Consider the following 17,319-nt stretch of genomic DNA (forward strand, 5'->3'; position numbering starts at 1 on the left):
TTAACCGGACGAGATTAGCCTTTTTCAATCGCTGCCTTTGGTTCTACACCTGCCCGCCATGCTCGACCGTTTTCGCGATCGTCCCTGGCTTGCGGCCCTGCTGATCGCGCTGACGGCGCAAATCCTGTTCATGGTGCATCTCGGCCGTCCCGATGTGCTGATGTTCGACGAGGTGCATTATGTACCCGCCGCGCGGGTGCTGCTGACGCTCGACCACCCGGTCAATCAGGAACACCCCCTGCTGGCGAAAGAGATTATCGCCGCCGGAATCGCGCTGTTCGGGGACAAGCCTTGGGGCTGGCGATTCTTTGCGACACTGGCCGGGACCGCGACGGTGGCCGGCGTGTTCGCAATCCTGTGGCTGACCTTCGGACGGCTGCGCACCGCCGCATTCGGCGCGCTTCTGGTCATCGTCAACCAGATGGTGTTCATTCAGGCGCGTATCGCCATGCTCGACGGGTTTATGGGCGCCTTCACCATCCTTGCCATGGCAGCGATGCTCTGGGCGATGCGGGCGCGCACGGGAAGGCAGACACGATGGCGGCTGGTGCTGACCGGAGTGCTGCTGGGGCTTGCGGTCGGCGTCAAATGGACTGCCGTGCCCTATGTCGCTTTTGCCGGTATGGCGATGATAGTCGTGCGATTACGCAATGCCCGGCTAAGCGGGAAAGGATGGGCAAGCGTCCTGTCCAGCCGCAATCAGCCGCATTGGCCGGAGATCGCAACAATCCCGGCACTGCTGATCGTCGGGCTGGTCAGCATCGCCGTTTATTTCGTGACGTTCGCACCTGCCTTTTTCTACGCGCACCAGCCGCTGACCATCGCCACGCTTCTGCCCTTTCAAATTGAGATGTGGAAGCTTCAGACCGAAGTTCTGGCCGCCCATCCCTATCAGTCGCAATGGTGGAGCTGGCCGCTGATGCTGCGGCCGATCTGGTATTTTTACGATCAGGATATGGGAAGCTGGCGCGGCGTGATCCTGCTCGGCAATCCGGCGATCATGTGGGGCGGGTTGCCGGCGCTGATCGCCTGCCTGATCGCCTGGTGGCGCGGCGGCGGGCTTCGCCAGCTTGCCATCGTCCTGCTCTGGGTTGCATCGCTCGCCGTCTGGGCGATCATCCCCAAATCGCTGGGTTTTTATTACTATTATTATTTATCGGGGATATTCCTGTGCCTCGCCATCCCGGCGGCCTTCAACCATTTCGGCAAGGGCCGATGGAAGGAAGCGGACGAGTGGTTCGCGATACTGGCGCTCGGCCTGTTCATCTATTTCTATCCGGTACTGTCCGCCGGACCGCTTGCGGGCAGGATGGCGTTCGCACACTGGACCTGGTTTATGAGCTGGCGGTAACTACACCACCACCTTGCGACCATAGCGGCCCCAGGTGAAGCGCGATGACAGCGCGAAATTCCACACCGCTGCGACAACGATCCCCAGCAGCGAGGAAAAGGCCCAGCCGCCATTTTCGACATTGTGGCTGAACGACGCGACGCCGACATTGGCGATCACCCCCACCGAACAGACGATACAAAAGGATATCCAGCCGTCGATCAGTTCACGCGCGCCCTTCAACCGCCGGTCACGATAGGTCAGCGCATTGTTCAGGAAGAAGTTGAAGGTCATCGCCGATACCGCAGCGATGATCGTCGCAGCGACAAAGGTCATTCCCGCCAGCAGGAACAGCGTCGCCACCACGCTAAGATGCACCACCGCGCCCAGCGCCCCGATCACCGAGAACATGGCAAAGCGCACCGGCACGATCCGCCCGAACATCCGGTCATACAGCGCGATCAGATATTCGAGCGCGACGACATGATCCAGCTTGCTCTGTCCCTGCTCGCGCGTGCGGAAAACATAGGGCAGTTCAGTAAAGCGCAACGGCTTCGGGCTGGCGGTCATGATGTCGAGCAGGATCTTGAACCCGATCCCCGACAAGCGCGGCACCAGATTGCGCACAATGCGGCTGCGGATCATGAAAAAACCGCTCATCGGGTCACTGAGATCGGCCTTCAGCACCTGTCGCGACAGCCGCGTGGCAAAGGCGGACTTAGCCACCCGATCACGATCCCATTCGCCGGTGCCGCCGCCCTCCATGAACCGCGATCCGATGACGAGATCGAGCGCGGCATCGTCCTCCAGCGCATCGAGCATCTTCGGCAACAGGGTTTCGTCATGCTGCAAATCGCCGTCGATGATCGCCACCATCGGCGCGGCGGTCGCGCACATCCCCTCAATGCACGCGGTGGAAAGCCCGCGCCTGCCGATCCGCTGAATCACCCGCACGCGCGAGTCGATCCGCGCCAGTTCGCGCGCGGCATCGGCGGTGCCGTCGGGGCTGTCGTCATCGACGAAAATGGCTTCCCAGGCGCGGCCCTTCAGCGCGGCGTCGAGCTTGTCGATCAGCACGGGCACATTGGCCCGTTCGTTGAAAACGGGAATAACGATCGCAAGCTCAAGCGCGGCGTTCACCCCAGCCGCTCCAGCACCTGTTCCGCCATGGCGTCCGTCGACAGCGACCCGCCCAGATCGGGGGTACGCGCACCATCGGCAATCGCGCCGCGCACCGCCTGTTCCACCCGGTCCGCAGCCTCTCCACGTCCCAGCGAATAGCGCAGGAGCATTGCCGCCGACAGGATCGCCGCGCACGGGTTCGCCTTGCCCTGACCGGCAATGTCGGGCGCGCTGCCGTGGATCGGCTCGAACATGCCCTTCTTCCCGTCGGCACCCAGCGCGGCGGACGGCAACATGCCGATCGACCCGGCGCACATGCTGGCCTGATCCGACAGGATATCGCCGAACAGGTTGCCGGTGACGATCACGTCGAACTGGCCCGGATCGCGCACCAGCTGCATCGCGGCATTGTCGACATAGAGATGGCTGAGTTCGATATCGGGATAGTCGGCCGCGACCTCGATCACCACGTCGCGCCACAATTGAGAGGTTTCCAGCACATTGGCCTTGTCCACCGAACACAGCTTGCCGTTGCGCGCGCGTGCGGTTTCGAACCCGACGCGTGCGATCCGGCGGACCTCGCCCTCATCATAGCGCATCAGGTCATGCCCTTCGCGCAGGCCATCGGCAGTGGTGCCGCGTCCCTTTTCCCCGAAATAGACATCGCCGTTCAGTTCGCGCACGATCATCAGGTCGATCGAGCGCGCCACTTCAGGACGCAGCGCGGAGGCATCCTCCAGCCCCTCAAACAACACTGCGGGGCGCAGGTTCGCGAACAGCGACAATTCCTTGCGCAGGCCCAGAATCGCTGCTTCGGGCCTGAGGGCACGTTCCAGCGTGTCGAAGCGGAAGTCACCGACCGCGCCGAACAGGATCGCATCGGCCTTTCGCGCGAGGTCGAGCGTGCTTTCGGGCAAGGGATGCCCCTTCGCCTCATACGCGGCACCGCCAACCGGCGCTTCGGCAAATTCCAGGTCACTCGCCACCGCTTCCAGCACCCGGCGCGCCGCGGCGGTCACTTCGGGGCCGATACCGTCCCCCGGCAAGATGGCGATCAATGGCATTCGCATTCCCTTCATGCTGGTCGGTGCTCGCCGCACGCCATGCCCCAGCGAACCTGCGTTAGGCAACCGCCCTTTTCAACCGCTCGACCAGTCGTTCGCGCGCGGCAAGTGCCGACTTCTGGCGGTCGGTCAGCAAATCGCGTGCGAGGAAATGGCCCGTCAGCCGTAACCCGTCGAGAATATCTCCCCAGTCCGCTCCGCCGCCTTCCTGCAAAAACGTCGGATAGGGAAGCAGCCGGTCGGCATAGCCCTGCCCGGCCGCCCGGCTGACCGCACGCCCGCTTTTCGGGCTGACCCAGGCCAGGTCGTTCGCCCCCTGCGTCACCGCACAGCGTGACAAGTCAAGCCCGAACCCCAGCACCGAAAGCATCAGCAGTTCATAGCGCACCAGCGCCACTGCCCAGCCGCGTGCCGCCGGTGCTGCCTCGACCGCGCCGATCACGCCGTCGAGCGCGGCATAGAGCGCGGGATAGGGCTGTCCTTCGGGAAGTGCCGCCGCCGTCAGAACCGTTACCCAGTCCAGCGCCACCGCCGCCAGCGGTTCGCCGTAAAGCGGTGCACGGCTGGCGGTCAGTTCGACCGTCAGTGCGGGTAACTGGCCTTCGTGGCGTGCGCGCCATTCGCCCAGCACGCTGTTGGCCGGTTGCAAAACGGGTCGAAAACGGCGCGAATGCCCCCCGCGGACATAGCCCGGCTGCACCCCCGATTCCTCGGTCAGTGCACGCACGATCGCGCCGTTCTCGCCATGCGGACGAACCGACAGGATGATGGCAGGCGCGCGGAGATACATGCACCCTTGCTAGAACAAAGCGGGTAGCAGGGGAATTACCGCCATATCTTCTGCCTGTTGTCGAAAAGGGAACATCTTCATGCACCTGACTCACGACCCTGACAGCCCGACCGCCGACGAAATCGCATTCGATGCCTTTCTGAAGGTCGACATTCGCGCCGGGATGATCCGTGAAGGCCTGCCCTTTCCCGAAGCGCATAAGCCCGCCATCACCTGCTTGCCGGTGTCGAACACGGCACACCGAATGGGGCGCGTCTGGCCTGATCCGCTCAGCCGCGGCGCAACCGCTTCGCCATACGGCCGAGGCCGAGTTGCCGGACCATCCGCTTGGCCGCGTGCACGGCACCGTCAAATCCGGCAAGCGCCAGAACGACACAACGGTTGCCCAGCGTCGGTTTCAACAGCAACAGGTCGACGCAATCGATCCCGGCCGACGCCATCTGCCGCTTATGCTGCCCTTCACCTTCGGTAAAATCGAACCGGTTCAGTCCGTCCTCAGCGAACAGCGATCGCAATGCTTCGACCTGCAGCACGGTCCCGGGCGACAGATCGCTATGGGCCGGGTCGTGGCCCAGATATTCATACAGCACCGTACCGCCATGAATCGGGCAATAAAGATACGCCACAGGCTCCCCGTCCAGACAGAGTAGCCATGCCCGCACGTGTCCGGCCGCCGCCTGTGCCAGCATGTTTGCGACGAATTCAGGCGTGTCCGGCAGGCCCGCTCCCAATAGCCGTTCCTGATAAGTGTGCACGGCGACTTTGCGTGCCGCCTGATGAAATTCCATCATGCCGTCGGGCGTATCAAACCGGCGCACGTCGAGTATTCCGCCATCAGCGGCCCTGATACGCTTTTCCTTACGGCGAATCTGCGACCGGGTGTTGCCCGACAAACCGCTGAACCACGCGTCGAACCCGGATGTCAGATCGATATAATAGCGCGTATATCGCTGCCGTGTGAACGCCACCATTCCGGCGGATGAGGCGATCAACGACGGCAACATGCGATCAGGCAGGGATGTCAACAAATAGCCGTGTCCCGCGCGCGGCAAAGGCGGCAGCACCGGTGCCGCTTCGCCGAGCGCCTCGTTCAGCGAGAGCGGCACGCGGATCAGTTCCCGGCGTACCGACCACAGCGTCCTCGCGCCAATCTGAAACTTCAACGGCCAGCGTACCGCGACACTCATGCCGGGCGTTCCTCCACGAGGTTCGACCAAAGCTGTTCTGCCTGACGCCAGCCGGTGCGCAACATGCTCGGCCCCAGCGGCTTGTCATCGCTGCCCAGCCGAAGCCTCGACAAATCCGTGAAATGCGTCGTGGGTATCGTGTCACGCCGATCAGACAGCATCCGGCACAGCGATTCGAACCGCCGCACATGGATTTTATTGGCGCGGGTGCCCGCCCGGTTGGCGAGCTCAAAGCCATGGCCGACGATGGTCGTCGTGGCATGATTCTCCGCAATCGCATGGTCCAGTGCTGCGCGCATTTCGCGTGCCGACAGGGCGCAGATCTGGAAATGGCGCAGCCTGCCGGGCCGATCCTCAATCACCGTTACCGGCACCTCAGCAACGCCATGATGTTCGACGGGCGCAACCTGTTCGGGCGGCAGATCGATGGCACTGGGCCATGGATGTTCCGATCCGTTGTGCGAGCTGTCATAGTCAAAACCGAGATCGGACAACGCGGCCAGCGTGTCGTCATTCGCCGAATAGCTTCCCGACCGGAACGCGATGGGTTGCGGGGCACCCGCTGCCACCAGCAGCTCCGTCGCACCCGCAATCAGATTGCGTTGTTCCTCATAGTTCAGTTCGGTCAGTTCGAAGGCCCCATGCGCCGCTCCGCCATCGCCGACTTTTGCACCGCCCCAATTGGCATGGAGGTGAAGCTGCACCTCCTGCCCGGCGTCGAGAATGGTTTCGACAATCTGTCGAATCGGCTCCAGACCGTAGAGAAGCGCCGGCATCGGATCGACGAAGAAGGTCGCTTTCAGATCATGTTCGGCCAGCTTTTCCAACTGCCAGGAAACCCCCACCCCCGCCGGTTCCAGAGAGCGTTCGACAATCTCCTCCAGCGGCAGGTTGGCGGCATGATGCCGCCACGCCAGTTCGGTGTCGATCGTGAAAAATGCCTTTGCCATCGGCCCCGTTCATACCGGCAGGACATGAACAGATTGCAAAGACGGTCCGTAGGGTCTGGCCCGGTGAAAGCGAGCCTCCCCGCTTTCGCGGGAAAGGCTCACCCGAAATTCAGGGTTTGATCCCCCAGCGGGCATATTTCGTATCGATGGTCGGCTGAATCATCCGCGCCGCTTCCAGATCGGTTTTCGCCGCTTTGGCATCGCCCTGCTGCATGCGGATGACACCGCGCATGTACCGGCTGGCGGAATGGTCCGGTGCGATGTTGATTGCCGCATTCAGGTCGGCGAGCGCATCGCTCATCCGCCCCATGCGGAAATAGACCATCGCCCGGCTGTCGAGCGCGGCGGCCGGGCTGTCGGCCAGCTCGATCGACTTGGTACAGTCCTTCAGTGCCGATGGCAGTTCGACCTTCATCGTGCCCTTCAGCCAGCAACGTTCGTTGAGCAGCGCCGGATTGCCGGGATTGGTCTTGATCTCTCCATCCAGCGCCGACAGGGCGTCATCCACCTTGCCGTCGCGCGCCAGCACATCGGCCTTCGCCATCACGAACTGCCGCTTGTCCTTGCCGCCCAGCGCAATCCGCTGATCGGCGATCTCCAACGCCTTGTCCGGCTGATTGAGGTCGGAATAAAGCGCCACAAGCTCGGATTCGATACTGGCGGAACCGGGATTGAGCTGTTGCGCCTTCAACAGGTCGGCCAGTGCCTTTTGCCGTTCGCCCATGTTGGCCAGCAAGCGCGACCGCCACTGATAGTTATCGGCGTCGGGTGACAGTTCGATCACCTTGTTGATGTCCGTCAGCGCGTCCTGCCAGTCATAGACACGAATGAAGAATTGCGCGCGCTCGGTATAACGGTTGGCCTTGTCATCGCTGTCGGCCTGCGCAATCCGCTTCGTAAAGGCGGCACGCAACGGCTCCAGACGATGGCCGCTCTTGTCCGCCATCACCTGCTTCCACAGCGCCGGATAATCGGCAGGGGCCACCCCGCGCAGCAGCCGGGTCTTGGCCAGTGCAACCTTTGAACGTGTATCGGCAATATCCGCCGCCGGAATTTCTCCGCCCTTGGTGAAGGCGCTGTCGGTGACCGTCAGCACCCCGTCCTTCAGGCTGGTCTGGCGATTGAGCGTATATCCGGCAAGTTGCGCGGGCAGCGTGGTATCGCCGTCCAGCGTAAAGCCCTTCCCGCCATCGGGCAGAATGACCTTCGTCTCCACTACGCGACCGTCGGGATCGCCCAGCGCCACCGGAATATCGCGCCATGCCACCCGTGTGCGGTCGGGCGAAAAGCTGATCGACGACACCGCCTGATCCAGCGTCGTGCGATACCGGTCGTCGCTCTTGTTCCAGTCGGGATCGGCAATGCCGGTGACATGCAGTGTGACCGTTCCGGCATCGTCATTGGGGGTCAGCGCGCTGCCAGTCCGGTAATTGGTGCCGAGATAGCTGTCGATCAACGACCCGACCATCTTGTCCTTGTGATCAGCATCCGCCTGATTCCATGCGGTCGTCAGCATTTCCGCGATCGACCCATGCAGCGTCATGTCCATCGTGTAGAGGCTCGGCAGATTGATCCCCGCCGTCTCGTCCAGCGTCATCGCCACCTTCACCGATGGCCGTCCCGGCACCCGCATCGGGATCGGCATCAGTTTCGCGCCATCGGGGCGAATGGGCAGCACCTCATGAAAATCGGGTGTGTCCATGATATCGGCCAGCCGGTCTCCGGTGCGCGTGCCGTCGAGCCACAGCGATTGCCCGTCAATGGTCGCACGCACCAGCACATGATCGAACGCCAGCGGATCGGGCAGCCGCTCGACCAGCGTACCGCCCAGCTTGCTGCTGGCCATCACAGGTTCGGCCTCGATCCCCATATCGCGCAACATGGCAAGCAGCAGCAGCGTCTTCGCCTTGCAATCGCCATAGCGCAGCTTCCAGGTGTCCGCCGGGGTCTGCGGCACGTAATTGCCGCCGGCCATGCCGTTGAAAAGATAGCGGATATTGTCCTGCACCACGCGCAGTGCCATGGCGGCGCGCACTTTCTGGTCGGTCGTTTTCTTCTCGATTGCCGCAACCTCGGCAGCAATCGGGCCATCGGGTGCGATCAGCCCGTCGGTCTTGTAGAGCGGTGCCATCACCTTCGACACCGATTGCCAGTCGGCGAAACTGCCCGCCTCAAGGATCGGCAGCCGCTGATACCGCTGCGGCACATCGTCCGGCAGTTCCGGCGCCTTGTCGAGCGGCAGTTGCACCTGCACCGTCGAATAGCCGTTATCGTCGACGACCTGAGGATGCTGGTCTTTGTCCTGCAACTTCCAGTGGATCGCCTCCCCCTTCGGCCAGGACAGGATGGCGCGGGCAAAACCGACGCGCACCGGCTTTGAAATCAGCGGCACCGCCGTCTGGACATTGCCTTTCAGCGCCGGGTCTTTGACGGTGATCGACGCGACGACATGCAGCACGTCCCCGACACGCAGACCCTGTACCGGCATGGTCGCGGTCAGGATGCCGGTGAGTTCGTATCGTTCCAGTTGCTGTTCACGGCGCAGCACCGTGAACTTGCTGCCGTTGTCCAGCACGTTGATGTGTTTGCCGTCGCGCAGGATTTCGACCTTGTGAATGATCAGGTCGCCCGAATCCGGCTTCCACGGCAGGGTCAGCGTACCGACCTGAGTCAGCACCTGATTGCTGGCGATGCGGATTGCGGTGTCGGTATAGGACCAGACCTCCCCCTTCTCCAGCCGCTGCTGCTGATCGCTGCGCAACAGGATGGGGGATGCATCGGTCAGCTTCGTGCTGTCGATCGGCGGCGCCGGTTTCACCCATTTCGGCGCTGGTGCATAGACCGGCTTTTCTCCGGCCCAGGCGGCGGTCGCACTGACCAACATGGTGGTGACCGCCAAACCCCTCAACAACATATACTGCTCCCCGTATTTTCAGCACAGCCTATCGCGCCGCTGCGATCAGGCAAGTGAAAAGCCTGTGCAGAATCAATTGAGAAATCATGACTGCCGAAGGCAACGGTTGCACGCTGCCAGAAAGCCGCATCCTACCGCGCATGATAGAAATCATAGACCTGCTGTGCCACACCTTTGCTGACGCCCGGCGCGCGTTGCAGATCGTCGAGACTGGCGTTACGCACCGCGCGCGCGGTGCCGAAATGCATCAGCAGTGCTTTCTTGCGTGCCGGGCCGATGCCGGGCACCTCATCGAGCGGGGACGCGCCCATCGCCTTTGCCCGTTTCTGCCGATGCGCGCCGATGGCGAAGCGGTGCACCTCGTCGCGTAATCGTTGCAGATAGAACAGCACCGGCGAATTGACCGGCAGCGTCAGTTCGCGCCCGTCCATCAGGTGAAATATCTCCCGCCCCTCGCGTCCGTGATGCGGTCCCTTGGCCACGCCGACCAGATTGACGTCCTCGATCCCAATTTCCTCCAGCACGCCCATCACCGCGTTCAACTGCCCGCGTCCGCCGTCGATCAGCACCAGATCGGGCCAGTCGCCGCGGTCGCGATCCGGGTCTTCCGCCTGTGCGCGCGCGAAGCGGCGTTCGAACACCTCCCGCATCATCGCATAATCGTCGCCGGGTTCGGTTTCCTTCCGTTTGATATTGAACTTGCGATACTGGCCCTTGCGAAACCCTTCCGGCCCCGCGACCACCATCGCGCCCAGTGCATTCGTACCCTGAATATGGCTGTTGTCGTATACCTCTATCCGGTCGGGAGGGCCGTCCAGTTCGAACAGGTCCGCCACCTCGCGCAGCAATTTCGCCTGTGTCGTGCTTTCCGCCAACCGCCGGTCGAGCGCCTCCACCGCGTTGCGGGTCGCCTGATCGATCAGCTTGCGGCGACTCCCGCGCTGCGGCACCGAAATCGCCACCTTGTGTCCCGCACGCTCGCCCAGCGCTTCGGCCAGCAGGTCGCCGTCGCTCAGGATGCGGTCGAGCAGGAGCGTGCGCGGCGGCGGCACCTCCTCATAAAACTGGGTGAGGAAGCTTTGCAGCACCTCTTCCTCCGGCACATCGCCGGCATGGCGCGGAAAGAAGCTGCGATGTCCCCAATTCTGCCCGCCGCGAATGAAAAACGCCTGAATGCCGGTCGCGCCTTCCTTCATCGCCATGGCGAAAATATCGGCGTCCCCCACTCCCTCGGCATTGATCGCCTGACTGCCCTGAATGAAGGTCAGCGCCTTCAGCCGGTCGCGCAGAATCGCGGCATGTTCGAAATCAAGGTTTTCAGCCGCCGCCTCCATCTGCGCGCCCAGCTTTTCCTGCACGCTGGTCGATTTCCCCGCGAGGAAGTCCTTCGCATCGCTGACCAGCTCGGCATACCCCGCCGCATCGATCCGCCCGACGCACGGTGCCGAGCAACGCTTGATCTGATAGAGCAGGCAGGGCCGGTCGCGATTGTTGAAGAAGCTGTCGGTGCACGACCGCAACAGGAACAGTTTCTGCAAGGCATTCAGCGTGTTGTTGACCGATCCGGCGCTGGCGAACGGGCCGTAATAATTACCCTTCGCCCGCCGCGCGCCGCGATGTTTCTGGATGCGCGGAAAATCATGATCGGCACGCAACAGGATGAAGGGGAAACTTTTATCGTCGCGCAGCAGTACGTTGTAGGCGGGGCGGTAGCGCTTGATAAGCTGCGCCTCCAGCAGTAGCGCCTCCGCCTCATTGTTCGTTGTGACGATGGTCATGTCGCGGGTCTGCGCGACCATGCGCTGCAACCGCTTCGGCAGGCGATTGACCTGTACATAGTTGGTGACGCGGTTTTTCAGCGCCCGCGCCTTGCCGACATACAGCACGTCACCCCGCGCATCGAGCATCCGATAGACGCCGGGCCGCGCGGGCAGCGTGTTCAGTACATTGCGGATTGCCGCCACCCCGGCTTCCAGATCGGGCTGCTCCGACCCGCGCACGGTATAGGTCTGCTTCTCCTCATTGAAGCGGGAGGCAGCGTTGGGCAGATCGGGGCGGTCGGCTTTACTGGGCGGCATGAAAACTATGTAATGGCAAGCATCATCGGCGGGAAGCCGTGCACCACCCGCCAGCCACGCAATTACTGGATCGCGGCCAGATCCTTCGCAACCTTATGCATCATTGCATCGGTAAGCTGACCGCCGGTCATAGGCTGAAACTTGCGCAGGCTCATAGCCTTGAACTTGTCGAGATTTTCGTCGGTGCTCAGCCCCGGCAAATCCTTGTCGAGCACCGCTCGCGACCGCTTGTCCGCGATCAGCGTCTCGATGGGCGTATCCAGCGTAAACAGCGACATCTGAAATCCGGCATCGGCGGATTCAGGGGTCTTTGCGGGCTTTTGCGCAGCATCCTGAGCAAAGGCGGGCACCGTGGTAACGGCCATCAGTAACGGCAAGACGACAAACAACTTCATAACCATATACTCTCAACAAACCGCACGCGGGGCGCGGCAACCACAAACCGCTTTTAGCCCGCCAAAGGTTCCACGGCAAAGCCGCAATGACACTACTTGTAAATCGGGCTGAGATTGTCGGCGGAAATCCGGCTTCCCGGCAGTGCCATACCGATGAAAAGCCCCGCGCGCCCCGCCCGGACGCCCAGCGCCGGGTCGGCAGTCCACTTCACGAGCCACGGAGCGCATATCAGGCTCAGCATCACCGGCGACAGCCATGCCGCCAGTATCGGCGCGCGCGGGATCAGGGTAAGCAGCAACAGCCCGAATGCGAGATACCAGCGATATTGCGCCATCACCTCTCCCATCGGCGGTTTGTGATCGCCCTGCTTTCGGCAGAATTCGGATAGTAACGTTTCGGCCAGATCGATGGCCCGGCTTACCATCCATACAGGCGCCGACAGAAGGGACAGGCACCATTCAGCCGACAGGGATCGCAGGGTCGCACGGCCGCCACCAAACTGGCCGCGCCGTTCGCCCGAAACCATCGTCCAGACAGTGGCCAGAACCTTTGGCAACCATAGCAGAAGCAGCAACGATATGGTCATCCATAGCAACGTTCCCATCGGCATGTTGCGCCGGACCATCGCGCTGATCCAGACCATACCCAGCGTCGCCAGCCACAGCAGTGACGCCCCATAGGCTGCCATCGTCCGCAACATCGGCATACTGCCTGAAACACTGAAGCCCGGCGCATCGGACAGCCGGAACAGTGCCAGTCGTCCCGTCAGCTTCTGGCGATCGAATACGGCCTGATCGGGCATGGTCGGCGACCATTCACGATAGCTGCCGTCCATCACCACTATATGCGTTTCCCAGCCGCGCCAGCGCAATAAGGATGCCACCGCCGGATCGCTGCTGCTTGCAGTCCTTTCGAAGCGCAATTTACCCGTCGCCGCCGGAAGCGATGCGCCGCAACTTTGGGCATAGGCACGGGTACGGATCATCGCATTGGTACCCTGAAAGGCTGCCTCCTGTCCCGACCACCACAATATTCCCGCCGTGCTCAGGGGAGCATAAAGACGATCGGCGAACTGCTGCCATCGCTGGAACAGGGTGCGCCCCTCGATGATCGTCGGCACGGTCTGCAACAATCCGATCGATGGCCGTTCCTGCATGATCGCGGCCAGACCGATCATGGCCCGCCCGCTCATCAGGCTATCGGCGTCGAGTATCAGCATATGATCGTAACCGCCGCCGAAGCTGCGCACCCATGCCGTGATACCGTCGACTGAATCGGATAACGTTGGCGAGTGCTTACGATAATAGACCGGCACGGGGGAACGCACCGCCAGTTTTTCCCATGCGCCCCGCTCCGCCGCATCCTTTTCATCGGTAGATTCGCTTAAAACGAAAAAGCAGAAACTGTCATACCCCTGCGCGCGCGACAGTGACCGGATCATCGCGGCGATCCGGGTAAACACCGCATCAGCATCCTGATCGCAGATCGAAACCAGCACCGCCGTCCGTGCCACCAGATCGCCGCGTGGCCGCAGCAACGGCACAAAGGCGGGATGCTTGCCCTGAGCAACCATCGTCACAAATCCGGCCAGTGCCTCGGCACAACCGAACCCGGCACCGGCGAACAGCGGGAAAAACAGGGCCGGAAGGGCGACATCCCCAACCTGCCACCCGTCACGGAGCAAGGCGATAGCGAATGCCGATGTTGCCGCTATTGCCAGCACCAACGCGATGCCCAGCAACGCCGCCCGCCGCACGATCAGATATCGGGGCGGCCGATATGCTTCGGCCATCACCTGCGACACCTGTCCCGGCATATCGAGCGGCGACTCCAGCGGAAGAAGCGGCGGCCGGGTCATCGGACAGAAAGCACAACATATGGCGCGCCCGACCGTCGGCCCCGTGCCGCCATTCCATCAACTGCCCGCATCCATCCGCCTGATCGTTGTCGCACTGCTTGCCCTATGCCGACATCGCACAGTCGGCAGCACGGCATTGTATCGCTCCATGCGGCAACGATTCAGATATTACGGGGTAATCGAGGGGCAGTTCCCATAAATTGCGTGCACAAAGACCGTACGGCCTAACTCGCCGAGGTCAGTTTGGCACCCACCACGCCGATCACGATGAGCGCGAGGAACAGCGCCTGTACACCCGACACCTTATCACCGAACAGCACCGCGCCGCCGATAATCACGCCGACCGCTCCCAGCCCGGTCCAGACCGCATAAGCGGTGCCCGCCGGGATTCCGCGCATGGCAAGCGCCAGCAGCCCCATATTCACGAAAGACAGGACGATGGGCACGATCGACACCATCCAGTTCCCTGCCGTCGATGCCCATTTGAGGCTCAGTGCCCAGCTGATTTCGGTGAATACGGCGATTCCCAATATGATCCAGGCCATGCAAGCGGCTCCGTGCAGCTAATCAATCAATAAAGAAGCCGCCCGCCGAAGGGCGAGCGGCTGATAGGCAACGGGGCATGAAACGCCCCGGAAAATTAATTGAGGCGGTTCAGCCCCGCAATGGTGCGGTCGACCAGCGCCTTGTCGGCGTCGGCACCGTGTTTCTGCGCGATGATCGTCCCGGCGGCCTTGGCGGCGGCTTCGGCGGCGGTCGCGCGTACTTCCGCCAACGCCTGACGCTCGGCAGCCTCGATCTTGTCCTCGGCCATCTTGGCGCGCCGGACAGTCAGCTCAGCGGCGTCCTTTTCGGCCTTGGCCAGCATCGCCTTCGCCTCTTCCTCGGCATGGGCGATGATCGCATCGGCATCGCCAGCACTCGCGGCATGACGCGCCCTGGCATCGGCAAGCAGCTTCTCGGCCTCGGCTCGGATAGCCTTGGCTTCTTCAAGCTGCTGCTTCGCCTCGGCAATGCGCTTGTCCAGCGCATCCGCGATCAGGCGATGAAATTTGAACTTGGTGAACGCCAGGATCAGGAAGATCGTGATCCCGACATAGACCCAGCCCTCGGCGCTCAGACCCAGCAGTTCGGGTCCGTGCGCTCCGTGTCCTACTGTCTGATGTGCGTCGATTGCGTCCACCACATGTTCCGTATTGACCATCATCATCGTCAGCCCAATGCCGCCCGGGCAGCCGATGTCGCATCGCTGTCTGCCGGGCGGGTGCCCGTCAGCTTTTCGACGATCCCGGCAGCGGCGTCGGCAGCAATGGCCTCAATCTCTCCGACCGCCTTGGCACGCGCGGCGTCGAGCGACGCCTGCGCGGCTTCCGCCTTGTCGTGAAGAACCGCATTGGATTCGGCGAGTTTCGCCTCAATCACCTTGGCAGACCCGGTGCGTGCTTCGGCCAGCCGGGCACGTGCCTTGTCCTGCGCCGACGCGACACCGGCATCATATTCGGCCTGCATGCGGTCGGCCTCGGTCTTCGCCTGCTGGGCGCTGTCGAGGTCTCCCAATATCTGATTGGTGCGGGCATCGATCGTCCGCCCCAGACGCGGCAGAGTCGAACGCACGATCACGAAATACAGGATCGCGAACGCGACGACGAGCCACGCCATCTGGGGGATGAAATTACCCGGTTCAAACTGAGGCATTGGTCAAACTCCCGACAAGCGCCGGATTTCAGGTTCAGCCCGCGAAGGCGAGGTACAGCGCGACAACCGCAGCGATCAGGCCCAGAGCCTCGACCACGGCGAAGCCGAGGAACAGACGACCGGCAATGCGCGGCTCTGCATCGGGGTTGCGGAACGCGCCGAGCAGGTGCGAACCGAAGATGTAGCCGACACCGATACCGGCGAGACCCGCACCCATGGCGGCAAGACCGGCGCCAATATATTTTGCTGCTTCTGCGTCCATTTCAGATACCCTTTTTGGTCAAATATAGTGCTGAAAAAATCAGTGAAGGTTGATCGCGTCGTTCAGATAGATCGAAGCGAGCAGTGCGAAAACATAAGCCTGAATCAGCGCGATCAGCAGTTCGAGCGCGGACAGCGCCACGTTCACCGCCAGCGGCACCACACCGAAGACATAGGGCAGCGCGCCGAACGACCCCAGCGCCACGACGAAGGTACCGAACACCTTCAGCAGAACGTGACCCGCCGTCATATTGGCAAAAAGTCGAATGGCCAGAGTGAAGGGCCGTACGAAGAAGCTCACCACCTCGATCGGCATGATGAACAGCGCCAGCGGCCAGGCCATGCCCTTCGGCCAGAAAAAGGTCAGGAAGTGCAGCCCGTGCTTCACGAAACCGACCACCAGCACGATCGCGAAAACGATCAGCGCCAGTGCAAGTGTCACCGCGATATGGCTGGTCGGCGTGAACGACCCCACCCAGGGGATCATGCCGAGCAGGTTGCAGGCGAGCACGAACACGAAGACCGAAAAAATCAGCGGGACGTATGCCTTGCCCTTCGGTCCGATATTCTCATCCACCACGCCCAGCACGAAATCGTACATATATTCGACCGCCGCCTGCCAGCGGCCCGGCACCATTTGCGGCTTCATCGTGCCGACGATCAGGAAGGTCGCGACGATACCCAGCGCGATCAGCATCCACAGCGCGGAATTGGTGAACGACACGTTCTGCCCGAAGACGCTCAACGGGTGGATCGTCGTGATCGCGAACTGTTCCATCGGGTTGGTGGCGGAGGACATGGTCTTTACGGCCTATTGCTTGTCGTTCGTGAAATCGGTGTCGAACTGTTTCGACATGGTGATTGCGCGGCGAAGCCCGGCAACAAAGCCGAGCAGCAGCAGCACGATCATGATCCATGGCGCGGTGCCCAGCCACTTGTCGAGCAGCAGGCCGACAACGGCACCGACCAGTACGGAGCCGACAAATTCGATGCCGACCGCCCAGCCGCGGTTTTCCGACACGCCTTCCTGCGGCCCGTGCACCTTGTGGGTGTTACGGGCTTTCGCATCGGCGATGCGGCGTTCGAGATCATCCTGGCCGTTTCGGCGGTCGTCAGACAAGGTTCAATCCTGATATGAAAATGCCGCCACACCAATCGGGCGGCGACATACATACACCATCGCGGACTTATGCCCCCGATTGCTGGCCCGTTTAAAAAGCGCGCCCCGCCAAGTCAACCTTGAGAGTCGACTACGGCAAGGCGTTCAGTCGCTTACGATTTGTCTGATTACACGCAGCGCGCGTCCCGCTCCGGCGGGGCCGAGGTCATGGTTTTCCACTGACCCGACGGCGTCTGATATTTTTCGCCCGCCGACAGGTTGGCGATCAGGTTACACCCGGTGGTGAAGGCCATCTGCTCGACCGTAGAGCCGGTAGCCTGCGCCTTCTGGGTATAGACCGCCTTGCGCTGAATATTGATGTTATTCACCATCTTGCGCAGCTCCGGCGTTGCGGAGCCGACAATCCCCAGATACCCATCGGGCTGTTCGCCGACCAATCCCTTGGCCTTCGCAGCAGAATAGGCAGGATCACGCTGCGCATAGGCCGCGCTTGCAACGCCACCCAGCATCGCCACCGCGCCCAGCGCCATCAGCATTTTTTTGGTCATCATTTT

At 62.0% G+C, this 17,319-nt stretch carries 17 protein-coding genes; 1 reads left to right on the forward strand and 16 read right to left on the reverse strand.

Annotated elements, in window-relative coordinates; genetic code table 11:
- The first annotated feature begins 58 nt into the window (after positions 1-58).
- Positions 59-1,351, forward strand: coding sequence for a phospholipid carrier-dependent glycosyltransferase (locus FHR23_RS02500; protein ID WP_184001341.1), 1,293 nt, complete (start codon positions 59-61; stop codon positions 1,349-1,351).
- Here the strand turns inward: FHR23_RS02500 and FHR23_RS02505 are convergent, their stop codons facing one another.
- The 16 genes from FHR23_RS02505 to FHR23_RS02580 all read right to left on the reverse strand — a co-directional run bounded on the left by FHR23_RS02505 (position 1,352) and on the right by FHR23_RS02580 (position 17,316).
- Entirely contained in the window at positions 1,352-2,470 is a 1,119-nt protein-coding gene (locus tag FHR23_RS02505) for a glycosyltransferase (protein WP_184001342.1), read from the reverse strand.
- Entirely contained in the window at positions 2,467-3,516 is a 1,050-nt protein-coding gene (leuB, locus tag FHR23_RS02510; RefSeq protein WP_184001343.1) for a 3-isopropylmalate dehydrogenase, read from the reverse strand. The genes FHR23_RS02505 and leuB overlap by 4 nt, the downstream gene beginning before the upstream one ends.
- A 58-nt stretch (positions 3,517-3,574) precedes the next feature.
- Positions 3,575-4,306: a DNA repair protein RecO gene (gene recO, locus FHR23_RS02515; RefSeq protein ID WP_184001344.1), complete on the reverse strand. Its 732-nt coding sequence runs from the start codon at positions 4,304-4,306 to the stop codon at positions 3,575-3,577.
- 269 nt (positions 4,307-4,575) lie between these two features.
- Complete coding sequence (locus tag FHR23_RS02520) at positions 4,576-5,493, reverse strand: GNAT family N-acetyltransferase (RefSeq protein ID WP_184001345.1); 918 nt, start codon at positions 5,491-5,493, stop codon at positions 4,576-4,578.
- Positions 5,490-6,443, reverse strand: a complete 954-nt coding sequence (locus FHR23_RS02525) for a polysaccharide deacetylase family protein (protein WP_184001346.1) — start codon at positions 6,441-6,443, stop codon at positions 5,490-5,492. The genes FHR23_RS02520 and FHR23_RS02525 overlap by 4 nt, the downstream gene beginning before the upstream one ends.
- A gap of 109 nt (positions 6,444-6,552) precedes the next feature.
- Positions 6,553-9,327 carry a DUF3857 domain-containing protein gene (locus tag FHR23_RS02530; RefSeq protein ID WP_221227326.1) on the reverse strand — a complete coding sequence of 925 codons (2,775 nt, stop codon included), beginning with the start codon at positions 9,325-9,327 and terminating at the stop codon, positions 6,553-6,555.
- Between the two features lie 161 nt (positions 9,328-9,488).
- Complete coding sequence (gene uvrC / locus FHR23_RS02535; RefSeq protein WP_184001348.1) at positions 9,489-11,435, reverse strand: excinuclease ABC subunit UvrC; 1,947 nt, start codon at positions 11,433-11,435, stop codon at positions 9,489-9,491.
- Positions 11,436-11,497: 62 nt separating this feature from the next.
- A complete protein-coding gene (locus tag FHR23_RS02540) occupies positions 11,498-11,830 on the reverse strand; it encodes a hypothetical protein (protein WP_184001349.1) in 333 nt (110 codons plus the stop codon).
- Between the two features lie 92 nt (positions 11,831-11,922).
- Positions 11,923-13,689, reverse strand: coding sequence for a glucans biosynthesis glucosyltransferase MdoH (gene mdoH, locus FHR23_RS02545; RefSeq protein WP_184001350.1), 1,767 nt, complete (start codon positions 13,687-13,689; stop codon positions 11,923-11,925).
- A gap of 224 nt (positions 13,690-13,913) precedes the next feature.
- Positions 13,914-14,234, reverse strand: a complete 321-nt coding sequence (locus FHR23_RS02550; protein ID WP_184001351.1) for a DMT family transporter — start codon at positions 14,232-14,234, stop codon at positions 13,914-13,916.
- A 95-nt stretch (positions 14,235-14,329) separates the two neighbouring features.
- Positions 14,330-14,899 carry a F0F1 ATP synthase subunit B family protein gene (locus FHR23_RS02555; RefSeq protein WP_246359663.1) on the reverse strand — a complete coding sequence of 190 codons (570 nt, stop codon included), beginning with the start codon at positions 14,897-14,899 and terminating at the stop codon, positions 14,330-14,332.
- Between the two features lie 2 nt (positions 14,900-14,901).
- Positions 14,902-15,384, reverse strand: a complete 483-nt coding sequence (locus tag FHR23_RS02560) for a F0F1 ATP synthase subunit B (protein WP_184001352.1) — start codon at positions 15,382-15,384, stop codon at positions 14,902-14,904.
- Positions 15,385-15,418: 34 nt separating this feature from the next.
- Positions 15,419-15,646 carry an ATP synthase subunit c family protein gene (locus FHR23_RS02565; RefSeq protein ID WP_184001353.1) on the reverse strand — a complete coding sequence of 76 codons (228 nt, stop codon included), beginning with the start codon at positions 15,644-15,646 and terminating at the stop codon, positions 15,419-15,421.
- A gap of 39 nt (positions 15,647-15,685) precedes the next feature.
- Entirely contained in the window at positions 15,686-16,444 is a 759-nt protein-coding gene (locus FHR23_RS02570) for a F0F1 ATP synthase subunit A (RefSeq protein WP_221227327.1), read from the reverse strand.
- 12 nt (positions 16,445-16,456) lie between these two features.
- On the reverse strand, positions 16,457-16,765 hold the full coding sequence (locus FHR23_RS02575) for an AtpZ/AtpI family protein (RefSeq protein ID WP_184001354.1): 309 nt from the start codon (positions 16,763-16,765) through the stop codon (positions 16,457-16,459).
- A 167-nt stretch (positions 16,766-16,932) separates the two neighbouring features.
- Complete coding sequence (locus FHR23_RS02580; protein ID WP_184001355.1) at positions 16,933-17,316, reverse strand: YdbL family probable chaperone protein; 384 nt, start codon at positions 17,314-17,316, stop codon at positions 16,933-16,935.
- Positions 17,317-17,319: the final 3 nt, after the last annotated feature.

The sequence above is a fragment of the Stakelama sediminis genome (assembly GCF_014199335.1).
GTDB lineage: Bacteria > Pseudomonadota > Alphaproteobacteria > Sphingomonadales > Sphingomonadaceae > Sphingomonas > Sphingomonas sediminis.